The following is a 19203-nucleotide window of genomic DNA, read 5'->3' as shown; positions in this document are numbered from 1 at the left end:
GCGTTACCCGTATGCAGCAATTTCAATCATCGGATTTTTTCTGCAAAAAGAGGGGGAGGGTAGTAAAAGGCACAGGCAAGTTAACAATAGGGAGGAGCGCCAGTCCCTGGTTGCTGCTTGATTTGTGCTGAACTCAGGCAGTACTTGTGTAACGTCAAAAGGACTCCAAAAAATAGGGAATCCTTCATCATAAAATTATTTCGTTTTATTTAAGAAAAATAGTGCGATAGTACCTGGCCCGGAGTGAGCGCCGATAACGGAACCAACCATTTCGATTACGATATGCTCGACGCCAAATTTCTCTTTGATCATTGTAGCTAGTTGTTCAGCCCGTTCGATATCGTCACCATGGCTGATGCCGATTGTTTGGTTTTTTAAATCAGTTCCGCGTTCTTCCATGATGCTAAGCATGCGCTGGAAGACTTTTTTTGAACCTCTAAGTTTTTCAAGTGGAATCAATTTTCCATCTTCGACATGTAATATGGGTTTGATTTTTAATAATGTACCGACGAAAGCTGCTGTTTTACTAACTCGTCCACCGCGATACAAGTATTCCAAGTCATCCACGGTAAAAATATGTTCCATATGTGCTGTCTGAAATTGTATGGTATCCATAATTTCATCGGCAGATGCACCGTTTTGTGCCATTTTTGCTGCTTGAATTACAATCAAGCCATATCCTAACGAAGCACATTTGGTATCAATAACATGAATTTGCGCTTCTGGATAATCCTCTTTCACTTCATTTTCGCTCAATTTTGCCGCTTGAAATGTACCGGATAATCCGGATGAGAACGCCAAATAAATTAAAGGCTGGTTTGCTTTAGCATACGTTGTAAAAATAGTTTTAAACAATTGAGGGGAAACTTGAGATGTCGTCGGTGTTTTTCCATCTCGCATGGCATCATAGATGGTTTTGGGTGCAATGGTTTTCCCGTCTTCAAATTCTTTTTCATCCAAATGAACAGTTAAAGGTACCATTTCCACGTTATATTCGTTATAATATGACTCTGACAAATCGCTTGCAGAATCAGTTAGAATCTTTACATTCATTTTTTTCACCTGCATTCATTATATAATTGTATTTATTTTAGTTTATAGGTATATGTCTGTATAGTCAAAGTATAATAGCGTTTGAAAAAACGATACAATCGTTTTTTTAAGGAGGTAAACTATGTTTATGATGGAAGCAAAACGCGTCATCGTTGTCATTTTTGGAGGATTATTAAATGCCATTTCACTAAACTTCTTTCTTATTGAGGCGAATGTTTATGCAAGTGGATTTACTGGTGCAGCCCAGTTGGTGTCCAGCGTGTTTAGTGATTTTATTGGGTTTAATATTAGTACTGGTATCTTATTACTCTTATTTAATATTCCGGTTGCGATTTTAGGCTGGTTTAAAGTAGGTAAGGGCTTTACACTTTATAGCGCATTATCTGTCGGATGTACTACTTTATTCTTAGAAATTTTACCATTGATCTCTGTATCAAATGATATTATGTTAAACGCCGTAATAGGTGGGGTCATAGGAGGCACAGCAGTAGGGATGACATTGAAATTCGGTGCTTCTACAGGTGGAATGGATATCGTTGCAATGCTATTATCGCGGATAAATGATAAACCGATCGGCACTTATTTCTTAATGTTAAATGCGGTTATTATTGCGATGGCGGGTATTTTATACGAACCGGAAAATGCGCTATACACATTATTGACTTTATATGTAACAACCCGTGTTATCGATGCATTGCATACACGCCACGAGAAAGTTACTGCGATGATTATTACATTAAAAGCAGATGAGTTGCAAACAGCGATTCATGATAAAATGGTGCGTGGAATTACAATTATCCCGGCAAAAGGTGCGTATACAAAACAAGATAAAAATATGATGTATCTGGTGATCACGAGATATGAGCTATATGATCTGGAAAAAATAATTAATGAAGTGGATCCGCAAGCCTTCACAAATCTGATAGAAACGGCAGGTATCCTTGGATCATTTAGAAAAGATTAAAGGAGAAAGCAGATATGAGAAAAATAATTGTTTTCCTGTTAACGGTCCTGCTGTTAGCCGCATGTGGCAGCGAACAGGAGGCGCGTTCAGATCATAAGGAGGAACATACCGACACTGCGTCTGTTATGTTTCGGGGTATTGATGTGAAAGTGGAAGGAAATCAAATGCATTTAATTGGTGAAGCAAAAGCCAGTGGGAATGAACTATATTATGAACTGACACAGGGTGAGGAAGTTTTACAGAAAGAAACTGCGATTGCTCTGGATGAAGGACACCTCGGTTGGAGTGAATTCGGCATAACAAGCATGCTACCTGATAATGTTGCTGACGAAGCGGACACACCCATTGTAATGCTCTATGTAAAAGGGGAAAATGGAAGGGTAGTTAATCCAAACTATATTCCTGTGGATGTACTCAATCATTAAACAAAGGTCCGCAGCAAGGGATTTTCCCTGCTGCGGACCTTTTATACATCGTCATTTATAGCCAAGACGTTCTACGCTACGCTAATTGTTATGTATATTAATAACCGTGCTTATTAAATACTTCCATTACTTTCTCTGTTAGGTTGTCCCATTCAGCATCAAATTGCTTGTTTACAGTGATGAAATTTTGGTAACCAAAAACATTATCGACGTCTTCGAGTTCCATTAGATCATTTAAAATTGCGTGTTCACTTGTATCTCCCGGCATAACAGAAATACTGCTGGTACCTTCAAAGATAAGTTTATCTGTGGTAAATTTTAATGCGTTTGGATTTGGTGTAGCTTCACTACGAACTGCCATAATTAAATCCCTCCTAAACATACTTGTCCCTATATTAGCATACAAATGGCATTTAAAAAAGTAATTGATAAAAGCCCTACTCACTTCAATGAGTAGGGCTGCTTACTTAAAGTAAAACCGTTTCATCAGATAATGAAGTGGAAATTACCATCATAAGCTGTAAAGGTTACTTTAATTGGTTGCTCTCTTTCAGCTGTTGTTCCAATTGCTGCAGTTGCTGCTGCTCTTCCGGAGAGGCATCATTGTATGCTGCTTGGATTGCATTTTGGGCTGCTTCCTGATCGATTTCATTGGCACCGTCTCGATCATCAGTCCCTTGCATATTCATAAAGTTCATGACAGCGTCTTTTGCTTGTTGAAATAAATGATTATCCTCCAATTAAAACCCTCCTTCAGTATAGTTATTCGCTTCTCCACTTTTTTGTTCCACATCTGACAGGCGGGAACGGTAAGTGAAAATTTCGGCATGTTTTTTTACAGAATCAGCGGCTTGATGACTAAATCGTTTTGACTTACTTCTTTTGCCCACAAAGATTCCTCCTAAGAAAAAACATTAATAAACCTTAAGAAACAATACTGGCAGTAAAAAAAGAAGTGAACGCTTTTTCACGCTCACTTCTAGTATCGGTCATTATTTTTTTAATATGGCAGGAAAAATTAAACAGATTTAACCTTCAGTTTCAAGTAACTTTCGAGGAAAGTGCCGACGCCGTCTGCTTCATTTGTTTGTGTTACATGGTTGGCTATGGATTTTAATTCATCAATTCCGTTAGCCATGGCTACGCCTACACCGGCATAATCAATCATTTCCAAATCGTTATCCTCATCGCCGAAAGCAATAATTCTTTCTTGTGGGATATTAAAGTAATGTGCAATCTTTTTTAGTCCAACTGCTTTGTGCATACCTTTTTTTACGATTTCAATAATATTCCACGGAGCGCCCCATTTCCGGTGCTCAATAAGATCTGCATGGTAATCATTCAAATGACTTCTTAATGCATGAATATGGTCTTCTTTTGGATGAATAAGAATAGAAGTAGGGTCTTCATCCAATTTATTGCGCAAATCGCCAATAATAAAAGGTGTATCGGCCTGAGCAGAATCAAAAATATCAATGATTTTTTCATCATATCGATCAAGATAAACATCATCCATTACTTCGGCTAAAACATTGTTGACATCTAGCTGATAGCAGGCATCAACTATCTTTTTTGCAGTTCGTATAGGCATCGGGTTATGCAGAACGTCCCATTTTTTGTCTGTGGGATGATGAATCAGGGCACCATTAAAATTTACCATGGGTGTATCTAATCCAAGGTTATGATAATAAGTAATGCTTGCACGGTGCGGACGGCCGGTTGCAATAATTACAATATGTCCTGCCTCGATTGCGGCCTGCACAATCTGTTTTGTTCGGGGACTAATTTCTTTATTATCAGTTAAAAGCGTCCCATCTAAATCCAATGCAATTAAATGTTTTTCATTTTTCATTCATTTCACCTCGTCTGACCATAGTTTATAGGGAATGGAAGCAGTTGTAAAGGAAGATAATATGACTTTGTTGGTATTTTGCAGGCTTAGGCTTTAAAATGAAATGAGTGAATTGATTTGCAGAAAGAAATAGGTGCCTATTCCTTTCTGTATAAATAACAAAGACATTCGTCTAATGGCTTGGCGAATGCCAAGTTTTCTAATAAGGGGCTTTGTACATGATTGGAATATATAAAGAAAATATCGCATCCATACCAAGTTTAATAATTGTAAAGGAACAAAATAAGCAGAAAGCGCTGCCAGTTGTTGTTTATTTTCACGGTTTTACAAGTGCAAAGGAACATAATCTGCCAATCGCTTACCTGTTAGCTGAAAAGGGATACAGGGTTCTGCTTCCGGATAGCAAGTACCACGGAGAAAGGGAGATTGAAATGTCTGCGATAAAAAAGCAGATTTCCTTTTGGGACATCGTACTGCAAAATGTTAAAGAACTGGGTATCATAAAAGAATATCTGGACGAGCAAAAGCTGATATTGGATAATCGATTTGGGGTGGCTGGTACAAGTATGGGGGGAATTACGACGACGGCATCCTTAACTACGTATCCATGGATTAAAACGGCTGCAGTGCTGATGGGCTCTCCTAAAATAACGACTTATGCAAAAACGTTGGTAGATAGTTTTCAAAAAGAAGGGGACCTACCTGTATCAGAAGCTACCATCGATGAATTATACAAACAACTTGGGCAATATGATTTATCGAAACAACCGGAAAAACTGGATAATCGTCCATTGCTGTTTTGGCATGGAGAAAGTGATCCGGTAGTACCTTTCGATCATTCTTATACCTTTTACGAAACTGCATCTAAACTTTATGATAATCCCGAAACAATTCGCTTCATTAAAGAAAAAAACCGCGGTCATAAAGTAAGCCGTTTTGCCACATTGGAAACAGTGAAGTGGTTTGAAGCCCATCTGTGAGACGGTAGAGCAAATCGTTTCAAAAAAGTAAAAAATATGTTTAAATAGAAGGTAAGTAATCTACAAGGAGGTAATATGATGGAGGCAGCATTAGAGGAGAATCTGCTTGGGGCACTTGAGAATGTCATTGATCCTGAATTGGGAATTGACATTGTCAACCTTGGTTTAATATATGGCGTGGATCTGGACGAAAATGGTCTATGTAACGTTTCAATGACACTTACATCTATGGGTTGTCCGCTTGCAGGTCATATCGAACAGGATATTAAACGTGCACTTGCAGATATACCTGAAATTAAAGAATTAAATGTGAATATTGTTTGGGATCCACCATGGGGTAAAGATAAAATGTCACGTTACGCAAAAATTGCACTTGGTATTCCTGATTGATTTTACGAAAAAAGGTTGATTCATATGATATGGATCGACCTTTTTATTTAGAAATAGGGAAGTATAAAGCTTACTCACTGCATAAGTGTGGCTAAATGTTAAGTAGCGATTAAAGGCTTGGCGAATGCCAAGTTCTCTAAACTAAAGGTGATGAATACAAGTGGGGAAATTTCCTATCTGTCAAATTGTCGGTTATAAAAATACTGGAAAAACAACTTTAATGCAGGGTTTGATTCGTTATTTTTCTAAGCAGCATCTACAAGTAGGCACCTTGAAACATCACGGACATGGCGGTGAGCCGGAGGTTGTAAAGAAAACAGACAGCTATCAGCATTTACAGGCGGGTTCAGCAATGAGCGCAGTACAAGGAGAGAATCAATTCCACCTCATGATGAATCACACTGCCACATTCGACATACATAAATGGATCACATTTTATCACCTGTTGCCAGTAGATATTTTATTAATCGAAGGATATAAGCAAGCAGAATATCCTAAAATTGTGCTTGTACGTGAACAGCAGGATTTGCATTTACTGGATGAACTAACAAATATTATTGCAGTCGGATCTATAAACGACAATCTGATCGCAAACCTGCCCTATTTTACGTTTTCATTGCAAGAGGTGAATGACTACTTACCGTCTCTGGCAGCGCAAATCATTGATTTAAGGGAGGATCCGCATGGATAAAAACGTTTGGATAACAAGAGAACCAATTGAAATAAATGACGTCATTGCCAAAGTTGTTCGCCCAGAAGCGGGTGCAGTTAACACATTTATTGGAACAGTACGTGAATTTACAAAGGGAAAAAGAACGCTTTATTTAGAATATCAGGCATATGTATCCATGGCTGAAAAGAAGCTTGCTGAAATATGCGATGAAATTGATCAGAGATGGGACAACACAGAAACAGCGATTGCCCACCGCGTTGGTCGTTTGGAAATTACAGACATTGCTGTTGTAATTGCTGTATCAACACCGCATCGAAAAGACGCCTTTGCAGCGAGCCGCTATGCCATTGAGCGTATTAAAGAAATGGTTCCCATTTGGAAAAAGGAACACTGGGAAGACGGCGATTTATGGATTGGTGATCAGAAGCAAGAAAAATCTTATGAAAATCGGATTCCGGTGAAAGGGGAGATGGAAAATGGTTGATGTATTATTTTTTGCTGAATTACAAGAACTGGTAGGGGATGAAAAGCTCTCGTTCCAAGCGGAAGGAATGACTGTAAAAGAGCTTAAAGCCAGCGCCTTGGCAAAATATAATCTAGCAAACATCGATAGCGCAATGATTGCTGTCAATGAGGAATATGCTGATGAGGATACGGTGTTGGCGAGTGGAGACATCGTTGCATTTATACCACCTGTAAGCGGGGGCTAAACAAGTCAGGCCCCCGAGTTGCTGGTTCATTGCTTCAATCAATTCAGGAAGACAATGACAAGTACCCCGACAATAAAGCAATAAAAGGAAAAGTATTTTAAATTACCTTTTACCATAATATTCATAAACCATTTTAACGCAAAGAACGTGGCAACCATCGCGGCCATAAATGCAATGATATAAGGGATCATTAATCGATCAAAATCCGGGTCATGGATAATATCTGTTATAGATAAAAACGTTACACCAAGACTTACCGGAATATACAGCAGGAAGGAAAAACGTAGGGCTGTTTCCTTTTTCATCCCGACAAGCATCGCTGCGACAATGGTTGCACCAGAACGACTGATTCCTGGAATTAAAGCAACAGCTTGGGCTAGTCCAACAATAATAGCGTCTTTTATTGTCAAATCTCCATCGTTTTTTCTACCTGATAAATTACGAATTATCCAGATTGCTGCACCGGTGATTAATAGTGTCACCCCGACAATGGCAACCCCGCTCAACTTCTCACTAATATAGTCTTCCAATAGTAAACCAATTAAGCCGGTAGGGATCGTTGCGACAACGAGAAAAATGACAAATTGGAAATCTTTTTTTGCCGCTGGGTCGTTTTGAAGAATAAACTGAAAGAAATGGATTGCCAGGCGTGCGATATCTTTACGATAAATAAGTAGTACAGCAATAAGTGAACCAAAATTAACAACAATTTCAAAGGAAAGCCCTTTGATTTCAATATCAAATAATTCACGGAAAATAACTAAATGTCCACTGGAAGAAATAGGTATAGGTTCCGTAACCCCTTGAATAACCCCTAGAATAAAGTATTTTACTAATAAAAACAGTGCAGAAATGGACTCCATTGTATCCTCTCCCCAGCTATTCACCACGTCACCCTAGAATGATTCACCTTTTATAAAATGGTTGAATAGTCTAGAAGGTGAGGAGGATGATCAGTATAATGAAAGATAATTACAATGATATATATGATTTATGTAAAAAACATATGCATGCTTATGTTTTGGCAGAAGTAGTTGATGGGTCTAGGTTTGACGGGATTGTAACCGGCTTAGATGATGAATATGTCTATTTTGCGGTACCAATGGATGATCAGGAAGAATTGCCACATGTTGATCGGGGACCCGAGGGAGATGGTCGACCATTCGGGTATGGCCATCATGGATATGGCGGTCCAGGCTACGGTGGTTATCCGGGATACGGCTATGGACCACGACCGCGGTTTAGAAGACTTATTCTACCATTAACTGCACTGGCAGCTTTAAGTGTTTTACCATGGTATTAATTTAAAACATTAGAAAAATCGGCATTCGCCAAGCCTTTAGGCGGAATGTCTTTGTTTGCGCTTATGCGGTAGGAAGGTTTTATACTTGCCTATCTAAAAAATAACCCCCGGTCACAGCATGTGATTTCAGGGGTTATTCCTTATTCAGTTGCTTTATTATCTTTTAACAGACCGTCACCAAGAATGAAAATCGCTACTGAAAGTATACCAGCTAGAATGAGTGTATCTTTCAAAACAAATTCGGCATCTCCCATACTAGATAAAACATAAGATAGCACACCGCTGATTAATACTGCCCAAAAAATTGTCATAATGTATCGCACCATTAGCACCTCATTTTTTCGTTCTATTATGTCTCTAATTATCACTTATATAAATTGTCTCTATCTAGTTTACCAAATGATATCATAAAATAAAAGGATTACTTTTGGAATATACATAAAGAAGACTTGTATTGCAACTTGGCGGTACTAAAAATGAGGGGGATCAATATGGCATGTTTAGTTGTTGGGTGTAATCATTGGATTGGTTTTCATATTGTAAATGAGTTGTTAGCGAATGATCTGCAGGTAGATGGCATTGAAGATACGCAAGGAAATGAGCTTTTATCTTTATTTTTTGGCAGAAACAGTTCTTTCTCATTTGTTTCTACTGACGTGAAGAAACACTATGATACGATTATTTTTCCTGGCAAAAAACAAGTGTTATCGCATGCGGAAACAGACTGTATGATAGGGATTGGAAGTGATGATGGATCATTCACTAAGAAGCCAAACAGTTTGTGCATTCACCCTCCGATCTTGTTTGGTGAATGGATGCCAATGGAGGAGACTGGCTTTTATGATCAACAACAAGTTGTCGCATTCGATTCAGAACGGATGAAAACCCGTGGAGTTTATATGAAAGATTTTGCAAAAGGATTGATCCAATGGATGAGCATAACACAATTGCCAGCGGAACTCATCGTGAAATCAATTAGGGAAAAAGATCAGAAGGATGAAAAACAGGAAAATGTCATTTACCTTCGTGATAATGTACCTGTTGATGAAAATATAAAAAAAGTACGTGAACATTATGAGCGATATAAAGCGTCGTATTAGTTGAACGAATCCTATTTCCCCCGAATAAGAGCTGAAAAGCGTGCAAGATCCATTTTTTTGCTTGCCAGACGGGGAGATTTACATTAAAATTAGTACCAAGTCATAAGAATTGATATTAAACTTTTAAATATGGGAGTTGTAAATATGGGTGTAGGTGTAATTGGACTCGGACATTACGTTCCAGAAAAAGTGCTTACGAATGAAGATATGGAGAAAATCGTAGATACGAATGATGAATGGATCAGAACAATGACAGGCATCGAAGAGAGAAGAATCGCTGCGGATGATGAGGATACGTCTGACATGGCTTTTCACGCTGCACAAAATGCTTTAAAGGATGGGAATATCAAAGCAGAAGAAATCGATTTAATATTAGTTGCAACGGTAACCCCAGATACGCCTTTTCCTTCGGTATCCTGTATGCTTCAGGATCGGTTAGGTGCCACAAACGCAGCTGCAATGGATGTGAGTGCCGCATGTTCCGGTTTTATGTATGCGATGATTACTGCGAAGCAATTTATAGAAACAAACGCATATAAAAAAATATTAATTGTTGGATCTGAGAAATTGTCTAAGATTATCAACTGGTCAGATCGTAATACATGTGTGCTGCTCGGTGACGGTGCAGGGGCTGCTGTTATGGGTAACGTTTCTGAAGGTAAAGGTATACTTTCTTTTGAACTTGGCTCAAATGGAGCGGGCGGTAAGGAGCTTTATCAAAACGAAATGGATCACCTTGTGATGAATGGACGGGAAGTTTTTAAATTCGCTGTGAGACAAATGCCGGAGTCTTCTATTAATGTAATCGAGAAGGCCGGTTATAATAAAGAAGACGTGGATTATTTAATTCCGCACCAGGCAAATATTAGAATTATGGATGCCGCACGGGAACGATTGGGAATTTCAGAGGATAAAATGGCTAAAACGATTAAAAAATATGGCAATAATTCCTCTGCTTCTATTCCAATTGCTTTATCAGAGTCTGTAAAAAATGGTAAAATAAAAGATAATGATTTAATCGTGCTCGTCGGTTTTGGTGGTGGACTAACGTGGGGTGCTGTAGCCTTGCGTTGGGGGATGTAATTTTATATGATGGGTATTGAAGTATTAGGAGGAGTAACTTATGAGTGAAAGAAGAGTTGTTGTAACAGGGCTCGGTGCCGTTACCCCGGTAGGAAACAATGTAGAAACCATGTGGGAGAATATTCTTGCAGGAAAATCTGGGATTGGTCTCGTTACCCGTGTAAATAGAGATGACTTTCCAGCGAAGGTTGCTGCAGAAGTAAAAGATTTTGATGTATTGGAATACGTCGATAAAAAGGAAGCAAGAAAGATGGACTTATTTACGCAATACGCTGTTGCAGCCGCAAAAATGGCCGTAGCGGATGCCAAATTGACCATCGATGACAGCAATAGGGATGATGTCGGTGTCTGGATTGGATCAGGTATTGGTGGTATGCAAACATGGGAAGATCAACATACGAAGTTTTTGGAAAAGGGACCAAGACGTGTAAGTCCATTCTTCGTGCCAATGATGATCCCGGATATGGCTGCTGGACAAGTATCCATTCAGCTAGGCGCAAGAGGAATTAACTCTTGTTCAACTACTGCGTGTGCTTCCGGTGCAAACTCGATAGGAGATGCATTTAGAGCAATCCAGCGTGGCGACGCAGCTTACATGATCGCAGGTGGGGCAGAAGCACCAATTTCTAACATGGCATTTGCAGGGTTTACTTCAGCAAAAGCTTTATCAACCAATGAAGATCCTAGCAAAGCGAGCCGTCCATTTGATAAGAATAGAGATGGGTTTGTTATGGGAGAAGGTTCGGGGCTGTTAATTCTGGAAACACTGGAAACTGCACTGGAACGGGGTGCCCATATTTATGGCGAGATTGTTGGATACGGTGCAACTGGTGATGCCTATCATATCACAGCTCCAGCCGAGGGAGGCGAGGGAGCGGCACGTGCCATGCAAAAAGCAATTGATGATGCGGGTATCGCACATGATGAAGTGGATTATGTGAATGCACATGGAACAAGTACTGATCTCAATGATAAATACGAGACGATGGCAATCAAGACGGTATTCGGAGATCATGCACATCAATTAGCTGTTTCTTCAACGAAGTCAATGACAGGACATTTACTTGGTGCTGCAGGCGGTATCGAAGCCGTGATTGCAGTTAAATCAATTAAGTATAATATCATTCCTGCAACGACCAATTATGAAACACCAGATCCAGAATGCGATCTTGATTATGTACCAAATGAAGCAAGGAAACAGGAAGTTAACGTCGTGATGAGTAATTCGCTTGGATTTGGCGGACACAACGTAGCACTTATTTTTAAAAAATACGAATAGAAAATTGGAATGAATAAAAGAAGCTAACCGTGGATGGTTGGCTTCTTTTATTATCGGGATTTTTATTGCCTTTCTTAAAAGCCGTTCATTTATTACCTTGTCCAAGCATAGAATAAATAAAAAGGATGGACAAGTATGGGTGGGCAAAATATGGGCTGTATATTTTTGTTTTTTGTCGGATTTGGAATGGCAGTTGCTGGTGGGGTAACATTGATAGCTTATACCAATTTTTTGCCGGCAGGAATATCCTGGTTGGAGTATTTTGTTTTTATTCAAAGCAGAATAGAGTGCTACTTTCTACCAATGGGTATTTTATTAATGGCGTTTGTTATTTATCGTTTTCCAAGTAAATATTAAACTTCACTTGAAAATAGAATATTTTTTTCCAATGATGGTCATAATGTATGCTAAGTTGAGTATACAAAGTGAGGGTTGTTTATATGTTATATTTGCATGATGTTTGGGTGAACTGGTTTGAAGGAGAAGAAAACGGTTATAATGTGTGTTATTTTCATGAATGGCGGAAAGAGGACAGAATTGAATTACTGGATCAGGTTCCTGTTTTTTACATAACAGAAACGTTGTATAATTATATCGAAAATGACATGCACGATATTCCGAAGGCTTTGCTGGATTCCATTTATAAACGCACCTATACACGAAAAGGACACGAAAAGTCTGCACTCGATTATGCATGTGTAATAACAGATGGTAGTGATATGATGGTATTTGATACAATTGGTTATTCGATTCCAATTCGTAAAAGCAGAATCATTCCGAGACAGGAACAGCTTGTGTTCGATATGATTAAGGATACGAAACGACATCATTACAAGATAGAGAATAACAGCTATGAAAAAGAATACCATATACTATCTATGCCACCAGAGCTTATTTTTGGATTAACGAGAAGAGAGCGACAGTTAAAGCATTTATTGATGATGGGGCTTGATCAGCTGCGCACAACTAATAATTTGGAAGAATTGCGTTATTGGTTAACTGAATGGGATCCAAAAAGCTATCCATTTATTCGTTTTATGAATGAGGATGCAGTCTGGGATGCACTTTACAGTGGTGTGAAAGATGGCTGGAGTATCAATCATGAAGATTTATGCGGTAAGTTAATCAAAGGACAGCCTTATTTAGAGCAAATGTGGCAAGCGGAAAACAAAGAGCAAAATGCTTCTAAACAACAATAATGGAGTGGGAACGTTACAAAAGCGCGAGAAGGAGATGATCCCTCTCGCGCTTGTGTCATTTTCACATCAATAATGGATAGCCAATAGTTTCGATGAGAAAACTTATAAATCCTTACACAGGGAACTGCGTTTTTATTTTGGTCACTACAACATTTTTCAGATTATTTCAAATGCCAGTGTAGCATAATGTGTGCTAAAACCGTTGATTTCCACTGCAGGCGGACGCTTTCCGCGGGCATGGCTTGAGCCTCCTCGTTCGCTTCGCTTACTGTGGGGTCTCAAGGCTCATGCTATTCCCGCTGGAGTCGCCGCCTTCCGTTCCAATCAACGATGTAGTGCTTGGATTTAATGAATGATTAAATGATAGTGTATACTTCGGACTAAGTATAAGTTGAATGTTTATTAATTGACTTCGATGAATCAAAACGGTAAAGCAAACCACCGAAAATAAAAAAACATCCTAGCAACTGGAATACGCGAGACTCCTGCGGGAAAAAGGCCTCGATGAGACCCCGCAGTGCGTTAGCACAAGGAGGCTCATTAGCCGCCCGCGGAAAGCGAGTGTATTCCAGTTGCGGTAATAGAAGAGAATATTTTTTCTTCACACCTTTTTCCAAATATACAATTTTTCATTTCAAGATTCTGGAAAAGATTTTTGAAAGGTTGCACTAGCTTAATAAAATTACATCCCTGTTTTATTTTAGAATAACAATAGGGTTTGTAGTGTGCTAGTTACTCTTTTTTGATGAAAAATTATTCCGAAAGTCGAGATAGCAAGCTTAAAGTGAAACTTCATTCAATGGGAGTCTTGGACGTACCCGGTCAAACTGCGATAAAAGGTGCCCCATTCAGCGGGGCACCTTTACTATTTGCGTTTTTTTACTCTGCCAAGACCGACAGCTTTTTTTGCTTTGGCTAGTGTTTTGTTGGCAGTGTGCGCGGCTTTTTCTGCGCCATTGTCTAAGATATCATCTAATTCCTCAGAATCGATAAGTGCGTTGTATTTATCCTGGATGGGCTTCAACACACCAATGACTGCTTCTGCAACCCCTTGTTTGAAATCACCGTATCCTTTGCCTGCATATTTTTCTTCAAGCGTTTCAATCGATTCGCCTGTACAGCTGGAATAAATGGTTAAGAGGTTAGAAACACCAGGTTTGTTTTCTTTATCATATTTTACAATACCTTCCGAATCGGTTACAGCACTTTTTACTTTCTTTTCGATCTTCTTTGGTTCATCCAGCATAGAGATAAATCCTTTTTCATTTTCGTCTGATTTACTCATTTTCTTCGTTGGTTCTTGTAGTGACATGATTCGTGCACCAACTTTGGGGATACTAACTTCCGGAATTGTAAAGATGTCATTGTGTTTATTATTAAAACGTTGCGCAAGATTTCTTGTGAGCTCCATATGCTGTTTTTGATCTTCGCCAACAGGAACTTGATCTGTGTTATAAAGTAAAATGTCAGCTGCCATTAATGGTGGATACGTTAATAAACCAGCAGAAACAGCATCTTTTCCAGTCGACTTATCTTTGAACTGTGTCATCCGCTCCAATTCACCAATATAACTGATGGATTGTAATATCCAGCTCAATTGTGTATGCGCAGGAACTTCTGATTGAATAAATAATGTTGCCTTTTCCGGATCAATTCCTGAAGCAAGATACAATGCCGCCAACGAACGAATGTTATGACGCAGTTTTAATCGATCTTGTGGAACCGTAATCGCATGCTCATCAACAATACAGAAATAGCATTGATGATCATCCTGTAAGGGTACGAAATGCCGCATCGCACCTAAATAATTACCAATGGTTAGTGTGCCACTTGGTTGTATACCTGAAAAAATTGTCTTCAATTTAGCCAACTCCATTATTTATTTTTATTTTTTCATTAAAAAAAGCCCATTTATCCCTTATCGTAGGGACGAATGAACCGCGGTGCCACCCTGATTATCTTACAAGTTTGTAAGATCACTTTATGTTAACCTAAAAAGCTCCAAAGTCCACTTCCAATATACCTTGTTGCTTGTTCACACCAACCACAAGCTCTCTCTAAAACAGCGGGTTATTGTACTTCACCTTTTTCATTGCTTTTGTATAATTCTGCCCTAATTATACACGATATATAATACCGAACGCAAATAAATCCTTAGCACTGATAGGATATCTTAAAAATCCATGTTTTCTAATCCGTGCTTAAAAAATAAATAAGTGACAAATCTTTACAATATCATTCAAAAAACGATGCTTTTACTATATACTAGATGAATAATATGGAAATGGGAGTTTGATAGTAATGGGGGAAAAAAGATACAAGCTGCTTAGCTTCCTGGGTTTTATGCTGTTTTGTTTCCTGGTACCAATTACGATCAGCGCAGAGGAAACAGATGAACCGGAAGAAGGAGCGTTTCATCAAGAAAGAAAAACAAGTATTGAGCCGTTTGATACAGCGGTGACAATGAAACGTTTCACATATGATTCTGGCTACAATTTCGAGTATCCGGATGCAGTCAGAGGGATTTATCTTACTGGTAACTCAGCAGGTGGTAGCCGCTTTGATTCACTGTTGGATTTAGTCGAAAAAACGGATCTAAACACCATGGTCATTGACATTAAAGATGATAATGGGAATTTAACATTTAAACCGGAGAAGGGTTCCCCATACGAGGAATTTTCTAATAATTATATCGATGATCCGAAGAAAATGATGAAAAAATTGGAAGAGAAGGGCGTTTATCCGATCGCAAGAATTGTCGTTTTCAAGGATACGGAACTGGCAAAGAAACGACCTGACCTGTCTTTTAAAGATAATGGGAAAGTATGGGTGAACGGAAAAGGGGATGCATTTGTCAGTCCTTTTGAAAAAGAAGTATGGGAATACAATGTGAATGTTGCTAAAATGGCCGCAGAAATGGGTTTTCAAGAAATCCAATTTGATTATGTTCGTTTCCCGGAAGGATTCGAAACGAGGGATGACGATTTGGAGTATACCCTTGGAGATTATAAGGACGCTGATCTTAGTAATACGAAAAAGCGGGTACAGGCGGTAACAGACTTTGTTGCCTATGCACGAGAAGAATTAGGCAATTATGGCATTGATGTATCTGTGGATATCTTTGGCTATGCTGCGACAATCGAAGAAACACCTGGCATCGGGCAAAACTTTTCTAAGATTGCAGATAATGTAGACGTGATATCCTCCATGATTTATCCGAGTCATTGGACTTCTTATTTTGGCATTGATGTGCCTGATAAAGAACCATATAAGCTCGTAACGGAATATGCGAAAGTAGAAAATAAAGTATTGGGCGCGCTCGATACGGCACCCGTTTCGCGACCTTGGCTGCAAGACTTTTCAGCGCCGTGGTTGTATAGTGGTGCAACCTTTGAATACGGGAAACCGGAAGTAGAAGCACAAATCAAAGCATTATATGAAAATGGAATAGATGAATACTTGTTATGGAATGCAGGAAACACGTATACCAAGAATGTCGATTACATGATCGGAAAAGATTAAATGAAAAACGGAGCGCTTAATTGATAAAAGCGTTCCGTTTTTTTGACAGACAGGAGTACAAAAAGAAAGCGATTTAACAAATCAGGATTTATTCGTTATAATAAAGAAAGATTATGCAAGATGAAGGAGTCGAACTATGAATTGGTATGAAAAGTTAAATGAATACTTTCCAATCGAGGAAATGAAATCGAAAGCGCATATGGAAATGTTGTTGGAGGAAAAAGGGGATGTCTATTATAAAGACGAGAGTCCACTGCATGTTATGATGTATGCTGAATTCGATACATTTATTTTTATTGATTATGTCTGGGTATCAACAGAAGCAAGGGGTCAAGGAACTGGACATAAACTAATTGAGAAATTAAAACAGCGGAATAAACCGATTATTTTAGAGGTTGAACCAGTGGATTATGAAGATACAGATACAGAGAAAAGATTGCATTTCTATCATAGAGAAGGGTTTAACCATGCACATGCTATTGGTTATAATCGCCGTTCATTGGCAACAAATGAGGAAACACCAATGGAAATTCTTTACTGGTCTCCAAATGATGATTCTGAAGATGTGATTTTTGAACAAATGAAAAAGATGTATGAGCATATCCATACATATAAAGATGAAGAGCTGTACGGCAAGTCCTATCAGCCTGTCGATGAAGTATTAAGCTATGATGAAGAGAGCGGGAAAAAGAACATTTTAGATGATTTAAATAAAAATAAAAGATAATTTTTTCAAATAAAGTGTTTAACTGAAAATGAATAGGGGTACATTATATTTAGACGATAACATTTGGTTTTGTAAACATTTAAGAAAATGTTACATCTAGATCAAACTACCCCTACCTTTTACTTGACAATTGTAGTATAATTAAATTATAGGTTATTTAAACTTATTGTTATTTAATAAGTGCTTAAATGTTTAAGAAATGACCAAACACATATTTCAGAATGAGGAGTGAAGTTTCATGGTAACACTTTATACCTCACCAAGTTGTACATCTTGCAGAAAAGCAAAAGCATGGTTAGAAAAACATGATATCCCGTTTAAAGAGCGCAATATTTTTTCCGAGCCATTATCGTTGGACGAGATAAAGGAAATATTACGGATGACGGAAGATGGAACAGATGAGATTATTTCAACACGTTCGAAAGTCTTTCAAAAGTTAGACGTTAATATTGAACAATTGCCTTTAAAAGATTTATTCAGCTTGATCCAAAAAAATCCGGGTTTATTAAGAAGACCAATTATTCTTGATGAAAAACGTCTGCAAGTAGGGTATAACGAAGATGAGATACGTCGATTTTTACCAAGAACAGTACGTACTTTTCAACTACGAGAAGCGCAACGGATGGTTAATTAATTGCTGTACTGTATTTAACAGTATATGATTATATTTAAATAAAAACGCAGAGCCCGTGTCATCACAGGTTCTGCGTTTTTATCTTCTTTATATTATGAAGTGCGTGACAAACATAAAGAAATGGTTTACAATATCATATTAATATCATATTTGTTTATTAGATGCATATTTTATTTAATTGTCTTTTTATAGGCATATTAATTTCCAATTTGTATTGTGCTATCATACAATAGTAGTAGAAAGAAAAATGGATATGGTTAGTGAAGCAAAATAATGGGTAAGTGAATAATAATAGATAAATATATATTACTAGATAGCCAAGGTGAAGCCTGTCTCTTCTACCTAAATGTGAGTACTTTTTTAAGTATGAAACACCTAGACAAATGTATAAGGAAAACAAAATATCCTGTTTTTCTCATGAGAAGGGAGAGATTGAAGATGGAAATAGAGCGAATTAATGAAAATACAATCAAGTTTTATATTTCCTATATTGATATAGAAGATCGCGGATTTGAACGTGAAGAAATCTGGTACAATCGTGAGCGGAGTGAACAGCTTTTTTGGCAGATGATGGATGAAGTGAATTATAAAGAAGATTTTAATGTGGAGGGTCCATTATGGATCCAGGTTCAGGCTTTAGAAAAAGGTCTAGAGATTATTGTAACGAAAGCACAAGTATCCAAAAATGGAGAAAAACTGGAGTTGCAAACAGAAGAAGGCAATAAATTAGATTTACCTGTCGATAAGAAAGTGGAAAGCATGCTGGAAGATAAGTTTGGTAAATCCAAGGATGATGATGAAGCGGCGGAAGATATGATAGAGGAAAATATGTGGATCATTGTAAAATTCGATGACTTTGAAGATGTGATTCAGTTAAGTCATTACTTCCAAAACCTTGTAGAAAATGCTGAAGAAACACTTTACCATTATCGCGACGATTACTATCTGTATATGGAATTCTCGGAAGAAACATTGGATGATAATTTGCAGGAAGACATCATCAGCCAGGTTTTTGAATTCGCAACAGATTCTAATGTAACCATTCATTTATTGGAGGAATACGGTAAGAAGATATTTGAATCCAATACGTTTGAACAGGTCAGGTCATACTTTCCAGTGCAAATAGGCAACCCGAAATAATGGTTGCCTATTTTTTTGCGCTTTTTTTATTATCGCATTTATATAAACTGCGACATAAGAGCTGGTGTTTTCCGCTGCGTACCGTTGCTTTCCGCGGGCACGGCTTCAGCCTTCGACGCACAGGACGTTCTAGTGTAGGTGTTGCGACGGGACGTCGCGTACTTAACCT

The 19203-nt window shown here is 38.3% G+C and carries 25 protein-coding genes and 1 other annotated feature; of the genes, 17 read left to right on the top strand and 8 right to left on the bottom strand.

Annotated features, from left to right (window positions below; translation table 11 throughout):
• Window positions 1-195: 195 nt before the first annotated feature.
• The gene (locus JOC34_RS19715; RefSeq protein ID WP_205138505.1) at window positions 196-1053 is read right to left on the bottom strand and encodes a DegV family protein; all 858 of its coding nucleotides are present in this window, start codon (window positions 1051-1053) and stop codon (window positions 196-198) included.
• A gap of 121 nt (window positions 1054-1174) precedes the next feature.
• Here JOC34_RS19715 and JOC34_RS19710 point away from each other — a divergent pair, with 121 nt between their 5' ends.
• Together JOC34_RS19710 and JOC34_RS19705 are read left to right on the top strand one after the other, a co-directional pair.
• Window positions 1175-2017 carry a YitT family protein gene (locus JOC34_RS19710; RefSeq protein ID WP_205138504.1) on the top strand — a complete coding sequence of 281 codons (843 nt, stop codon included), beginning with the start codon at window positions 1175-1177 and terminating at the stop codon, window positions 2015-2017.
• A 14-nt stretch (window positions 2018-2031) separates the two neighbouring features.
• Entirely contained in the window at window positions 2032-2442 is a 411-nt protein-coding gene (locus JOC34_RS19705) for a membrane lipoprotein lipid attachment site-containing protein (protein WP_205138503.1), read from the top strand.
• A 97-nt stretch (window positions 2443-2539) separates the two neighbouring features.
• On the opposite strand, the gene JOC34_RS19700 is transcribed toward JOC34_RS19705, so the two are convergent.
• The 4 genes from JOC34_RS19700 to JOC34_RS19685 all read right to left on the bottom strand — a co-directional run bounded on the left by JOC34_RS19700 (window position 2540) and on the right by JOC34_RS19685 (window position 4294).
• Window positions 2540-2803, bottom strand: coding sequence for a NifU N-terminal domain-containing protein (locus tag JOC34_RS19700; RefSeq protein WP_205138502.1), 264 nt, complete (start codon window positions 2801-2803; stop codon window positions 2540-2542).
• Between the two features lie 166 nt (window positions 2804-2969).
• Window positions 2970-3182 (bottom strand): DUF3813 family protein, encoded by a 213-nt coding sequence (locus tag JOC34_RS19695; RefSeq protein WP_205138501.1) that lies wholly within the window; start codon window positions 3180-3182, stop codon window positions 2970-2972.
• On the bottom strand, window positions 3183-3332 hold the full coding sequence (locus tag JOC34_RS19690) for a hypothetical protein (RefSeq protein ID WP_205138500.1): 150 nt from the start codon (window positions 3330-3332) through the stop codon (window positions 3183-3185). It abuts the gene before it with no gap.
• 128 nt (window positions 3333-3460) lie between these two features.
• Window positions 3461-4294, bottom strand: coding sequence for a Cof-type HAD-IIB family hydrolase (locus JOC34_RS19685; RefSeq protein WP_205138499.1), 834 nt, complete (start codon window positions 4292-4294; stop codon window positions 3461-3463).
• 218 nt (window positions 4295-4512) lie between these two features.
• Here JOC34_RS19685 and JOC34_RS19680 point away from each other — a divergent pair, with 218 nt between their 5' ends.
• The 5 genes from JOC34_RS19680 (at window position 4513) to moaD (ending at window position 7047) form a co-directional block, all read left to right on the top strand.
• Window positions 4513-5274, top strand: a complete 762-nt coding sequence (locus tag JOC34_RS19680; protein WP_205138498.1) for an alpha/beta fold hydrolase — start codon at window positions 4513-4515, stop codon at window positions 5272-5274.
• 78 nt (window positions 5275-5352) lie between these two features.
• Window positions 5353-5664 carry a metal-sulfur cluster assembly factor gene (locus JOC34_RS19675; RefSeq protein WP_205138497.1) on the top strand — a complete coding sequence of 104 codons (312 nt, stop codon included), beginning with the start codon at window positions 5353-5355 and terminating at the stop codon, window positions 5662-5664.
• A gap of 160 nt (window positions 5665-5824) precedes the next feature.
• Complete coding sequence (gene mobB / locus JOC34_RS19670) at window positions 5825-6355, top strand: molybdopterin-guanine dinucleotide biosynthesis protein B (protein WP_205138496.1); 531 nt, start codon at window positions 5825-5827, stop codon at window positions 6353-6355.
• Window positions 6348-6821 (top strand): molybdenum cofactor biosynthesis protein MoaE, encoded by a 474-nt coding sequence (locus JOC34_RS19665; protein ID WP_205138495.1) that lies wholly within the window; start codon window positions 6348-6350, stop codon window positions 6819-6821. The genes mobB and JOC34_RS19665 overlap by 8 nt, the downstream gene beginning before the upstream one ends.
• On the top strand, window positions 6814-7047 hold the full coding sequence (moaD, locus tag JOC34_RS19660; RefSeq protein ID WP_205138494.1) for a molybdopterin converting factor subunit 1: 234 nt from the start codon (window positions 6814-6816) through the stop codon (window positions 7045-7047). Before JOC34_RS19665 ends, moaD begins: the two co-directional genes overlap by 8 nt.
• A 38-nt stretch (window positions 7048-7085) precedes the next feature.
• Here moaD and JOC34_RS19655 read toward each other — a convergent pair whose 3' ends face one another.
• The gene (locus tag JOC34_RS19655) at window positions 7086-7901 is read right to left on the bottom strand and encodes an undecaprenyl-diphosphate phosphatase (protein ID WP_205138569.1); all 816 of its coding nucleotides are present in this window, start codon (window positions 7899-7901) and stop codon (window positions 7086-7088) included.
• A gap of 107 nt (window positions 7902-8008) precedes the next feature.
• Between JOC34_RS19655 and JOC34_RS19650 the strand changes: the two genes are divergently transcribed.
• Window positions 8009-8350, top strand: a complete 342-nt coding sequence (locus tag JOC34_RS19650) for a hypothetical protein (protein WP_205138493.1) — start codon at window positions 8009-8011, stop codon at window positions 8348-8350.
• A gap of 140 nt (window positions 8351-8490) precedes the next feature.
• On the opposite strand, the gene JOC34_RS19645 is transcribed toward JOC34_RS19650, so the two are convergent.
• On the bottom strand, window positions 8491-8661 hold the full coding sequence (locus tag JOC34_RS19645; RefSeq protein ID WP_239544607.1) for a DUF2929 family protein: 171 nt from the start codon (window positions 8659-8661) through the stop codon (window positions 8491-8493).
• Between the two features lie 180 nt (window positions 8662-8841).
• On the opposite strand from JOC34_RS19645, the gene JOC34_RS19640 reads away from it, so the two are divergent.
• The 5 genes from JOC34_RS19640 to JOC34_RS19620 all read left to right on the top strand — a co-directional run bounded on the left by JOC34_RS19640 (window position 8842) and on the right by JOC34_RS19620 (window position 13011).
• Complete coding sequence (locus tag JOC34_RS19640; RefSeq protein ID WP_205138492.1) at window positions 8842-9450, top strand: hypothetical protein; 609 nt, start codon at window positions 8842-8844, stop codon at window positions 9448-9450.
• 144 nt (window positions 9451-9594) lie between these two features.
• On the top strand, window positions 9595-10533 hold the full coding sequence (locus tag JOC34_RS19635) for a beta-ketoacyl-ACP synthase III (protein ID WP_205138491.1): 939 nt from the start codon (window positions 9595-9597) through the stop codon (window positions 10531-10533).
• A gap of 40 nt (window positions 10534-10573) precedes the next feature.
• The gene (fabF, locus tag JOC34_RS19630) at window positions 10574-11812 is read left to right on the top strand and encodes a beta-ketoacyl-ACP synthase II (protein WP_205138490.1); all 1239 of its coding nucleotides are present in this window, start codon (window positions 10574-10576) and stop codon (window positions 11810-11812) included.
• A 135-nt stretch (window positions 11813-11947) separates the two neighbouring features.
• Window positions 11948-12169 (top strand): YuzI family membrane protein, encoded by a 222-nt coding sequence (locus JOC34_RS19625; RefSeq protein ID WP_420856180.1) that lies wholly within the window; start codon window positions 11948-11950, stop codon window positions 12167-12169.
• A gap of 83 nt (window positions 12170-12252) precedes the next feature.
• Window positions 12253-13011, top strand: a complete 759-nt coding sequence (locus tag JOC34_RS19620; RefSeq protein ID WP_205138489.1) for a YjbA family protein — start codon at window positions 12253-12255, stop codon at window positions 13009-13011.
• 865 nt (window positions 13012-13876) lie between these two features.
• Here JOC34_RS19620 and trpS read toward each other — a convergent pair.
• Complete coding sequence (gene trpS / locus JOC34_RS19615; protein ID WP_205138488.1) at window positions 13877-14872, bottom strand: tryptophan--tRNA ligase; 996 nt, start codon at window positions 14870-14872, stop codon at window positions 13877-13879.
• A 61-nt stretch (window positions 14873-14933) separates the two neighbouring features.
• Window positions 14934-15113, bottom strand: a binding site (T-box leader).
• A 199-nt stretch (window positions 15114-15312) separates the two neighbouring features.
• Between trpS and JOC34_RS19610 the strand changes: the two genes are divergently transcribed.
• The 4 genes from JOC34_RS19610 (at window position 15313) to mecA (ending at window position 19034) form a co-directional block, all read left to right on the top strand.
• A complete protein-coding gene (locus JOC34_RS19610; protein ID WP_205138487.1) occupies window positions 15313-16533 on the top strand; it encodes a putative glycoside hydrolase in 1221 nt (406 codons plus the stop codon).
• A 136-nt stretch (window positions 16534-16669) separates the two neighbouring features.
• Entirely contained in the window at window positions 16670-17260 is a 591-nt protein-coding gene (locus JOC34_RS19605) for a GNAT family N-acetyltransferase (RefSeq protein WP_205138486.1), read from the top strand.
• Window positions 17261-17498: 238 nt separating this feature from the next.
• Window positions 17499-17894: a transcriptional regulator SpxA gene (gene spxA, locus JOC34_RS19600; protein WP_205138485.1), complete on the top strand. Its 396-nt coding sequence runs from the start codon at window positions 17499-17501 to the stop codon at window positions 17892-17894.
• 438 nt (window positions 17895-18332) lie between these two features.
• Window positions 18333-19034: an adaptor protein MecA gene (mecA, locus tag JOC34_RS19595; RefSeq protein ID WP_205138484.1), complete on the top strand. Its 702-nt coding sequence runs from the start codon at window positions 18333-18335 to the stop codon at window positions 19032-19034.
• The last annotated feature ends 169 nt before the right edge of the window (window positions 19035-19203 follow it).

The organism is Virgibacillus halotolerans (assembly GCF_016908515.1).
In the GTDB taxonomy this organism is placed as follows: domain Bacteria; phylum Bacillota; class Bacilli; order Bacillales; family Amphibacillaceae; genus Virgibacillus_M; species Virgibacillus_M halotolerans.
The sequence above is the reverse complement of the archived record's forward strand: the minus strand, read 5'-3'. Positions and strand labels throughout refer to the sequence as shown.

Bases quoted from the DNA above. Each gene is read 5' to 3' on its own strand.
- JOC34_RS19715 (WP_205138505.1), bottom strand. From the start codon at position 1,053: ATGAATGTAAAGATTCTAACTGATTCTGCAAGCGATTTGTCAGAGTCA.
- JOC34_RS19710 (WP_205138504.1), top strand. From the start codon at position 1,175: ATGTTTATGATGGAAGCAAAACGCGTCATCGTTGTCATTTTTGGAGGA.
- JOC34_RS19705 (WP_205138503.1), top strand. From the start codon at position 2,032: ATGAGAAAAATAATTGTTTTCCTGTTAACGGTCCTGCTGTTAGCCGCA.
- JOC34_RS19700 (WP_205138502.1), bottom strand. From the start codon at position 2,803: ATGGCAGTTCGTAGTGAAGCTACACCAAATCCAAACGCATTAAAATTT.
- JOC34_RS19685 (WP_205138499.1), bottom strand. From the start codon at position 4,294: ATGAAAAATGAAAAACATTTAATTGCATTGGATTTAGATGGGACGCTT.
- JOC34_RS19680 (WP_205138498.1), top strand. From the start codon at position 4,513: ATGATTGGAATATATAAAGAAAATATCGCATCCATACCAAGTTTAATA.
- JOC34_RS19675 (WP_205138497.1), top strand. From the start codon at position 5,353: ATGGAGGCAGCATTAGAGGAGAATCTGCTTGGGGCACTTGAGAATGTC.
- JOC34_RS19665 (WP_205138495.1), top strand. From the start codon at position 6,348: ATGGATAAAAACGTTTGGATAACAAGAGAACCAATTGAAATAAATGAC.
- moaD (WP_205138494.1), top strand. From the start codon at position 6,814: ATGGTTGATGTATTATTTTTTGCTGAATTACAAGAACTGGTAGGGGAT.
- JOC34_RS19650 (WP_205138493.1), top strand. From the start codon at position 8,009: ATGAAAGATAATTACAATGATATATATGATTTATGTAAAAAACATATG.
- JOC34_RS19645 (WP_239544607.1), bottom strand. From the start codon at position 8,661: ATGACAATTTTTTGGGCAGTATTAATCAGCGGTGTGCTATCTTATGTT.
- JOC34_RS19640 (WP_205138492.1), top strand. From the start codon at position 8,842: ATGGCATGTTTAGTTGTTGGGTGTAATCATTGGATTGGTTTTCATATT.
- JOC34_RS19635 (WP_205138491.1), top strand. From the start codon at position 9,595: ATGGGTGTAGGTGTAATTGGACTCGGACATTACGTTCCAGAAAAAGTG.
- fabF (WP_205138490.1), top strand. From the start codon at position 10,574: ATGAGTGAAAGAAGAGTTGTTGTAACAGGGCTCGGTGCCGTTACCCCG.
- JOC34_RS19625 (WP_420856180.1), top strand. From the start codon at position 11,948: ATGGGTGGGCAAAATATGGGCTGTATATTTTTGTTTTTTGTCGGATTT.
- JOC34_RS19620 (WP_205138489.1), top strand. From the start codon at position 12,253: ATGTTATATTTGCATGATGTTTGGGTGAACTGGTTTGAAGGAGAAGAA.
- JOC34_RS19610 (WP_205138487.1), top strand. From the start codon at position 15,313: ATGGGGGAAAAAAGATACAAGCTGCTTAGCTTCCTGGGTTTTATGCTG.
- JOC34_RS19605 (WP_205138486.1), top strand. From the start codon at position 16,670: ATGAATTGGTATGAAAAGTTAAATGAATACTTTCCAATCGAGGAAATG.
- spxA (WP_205138485.1), top strand. From the start codon at position 17,499: ATGGTAACACTTTATACCTCACCAAGTTGTACATCTTGCAGAAAAGCA.
- mecA (WP_205138484.1), top strand. From the start codon at position 18,333: ATGGAAATAGAGCGAATTAATGAAAATACAATCAAGTTTTATATTTCC.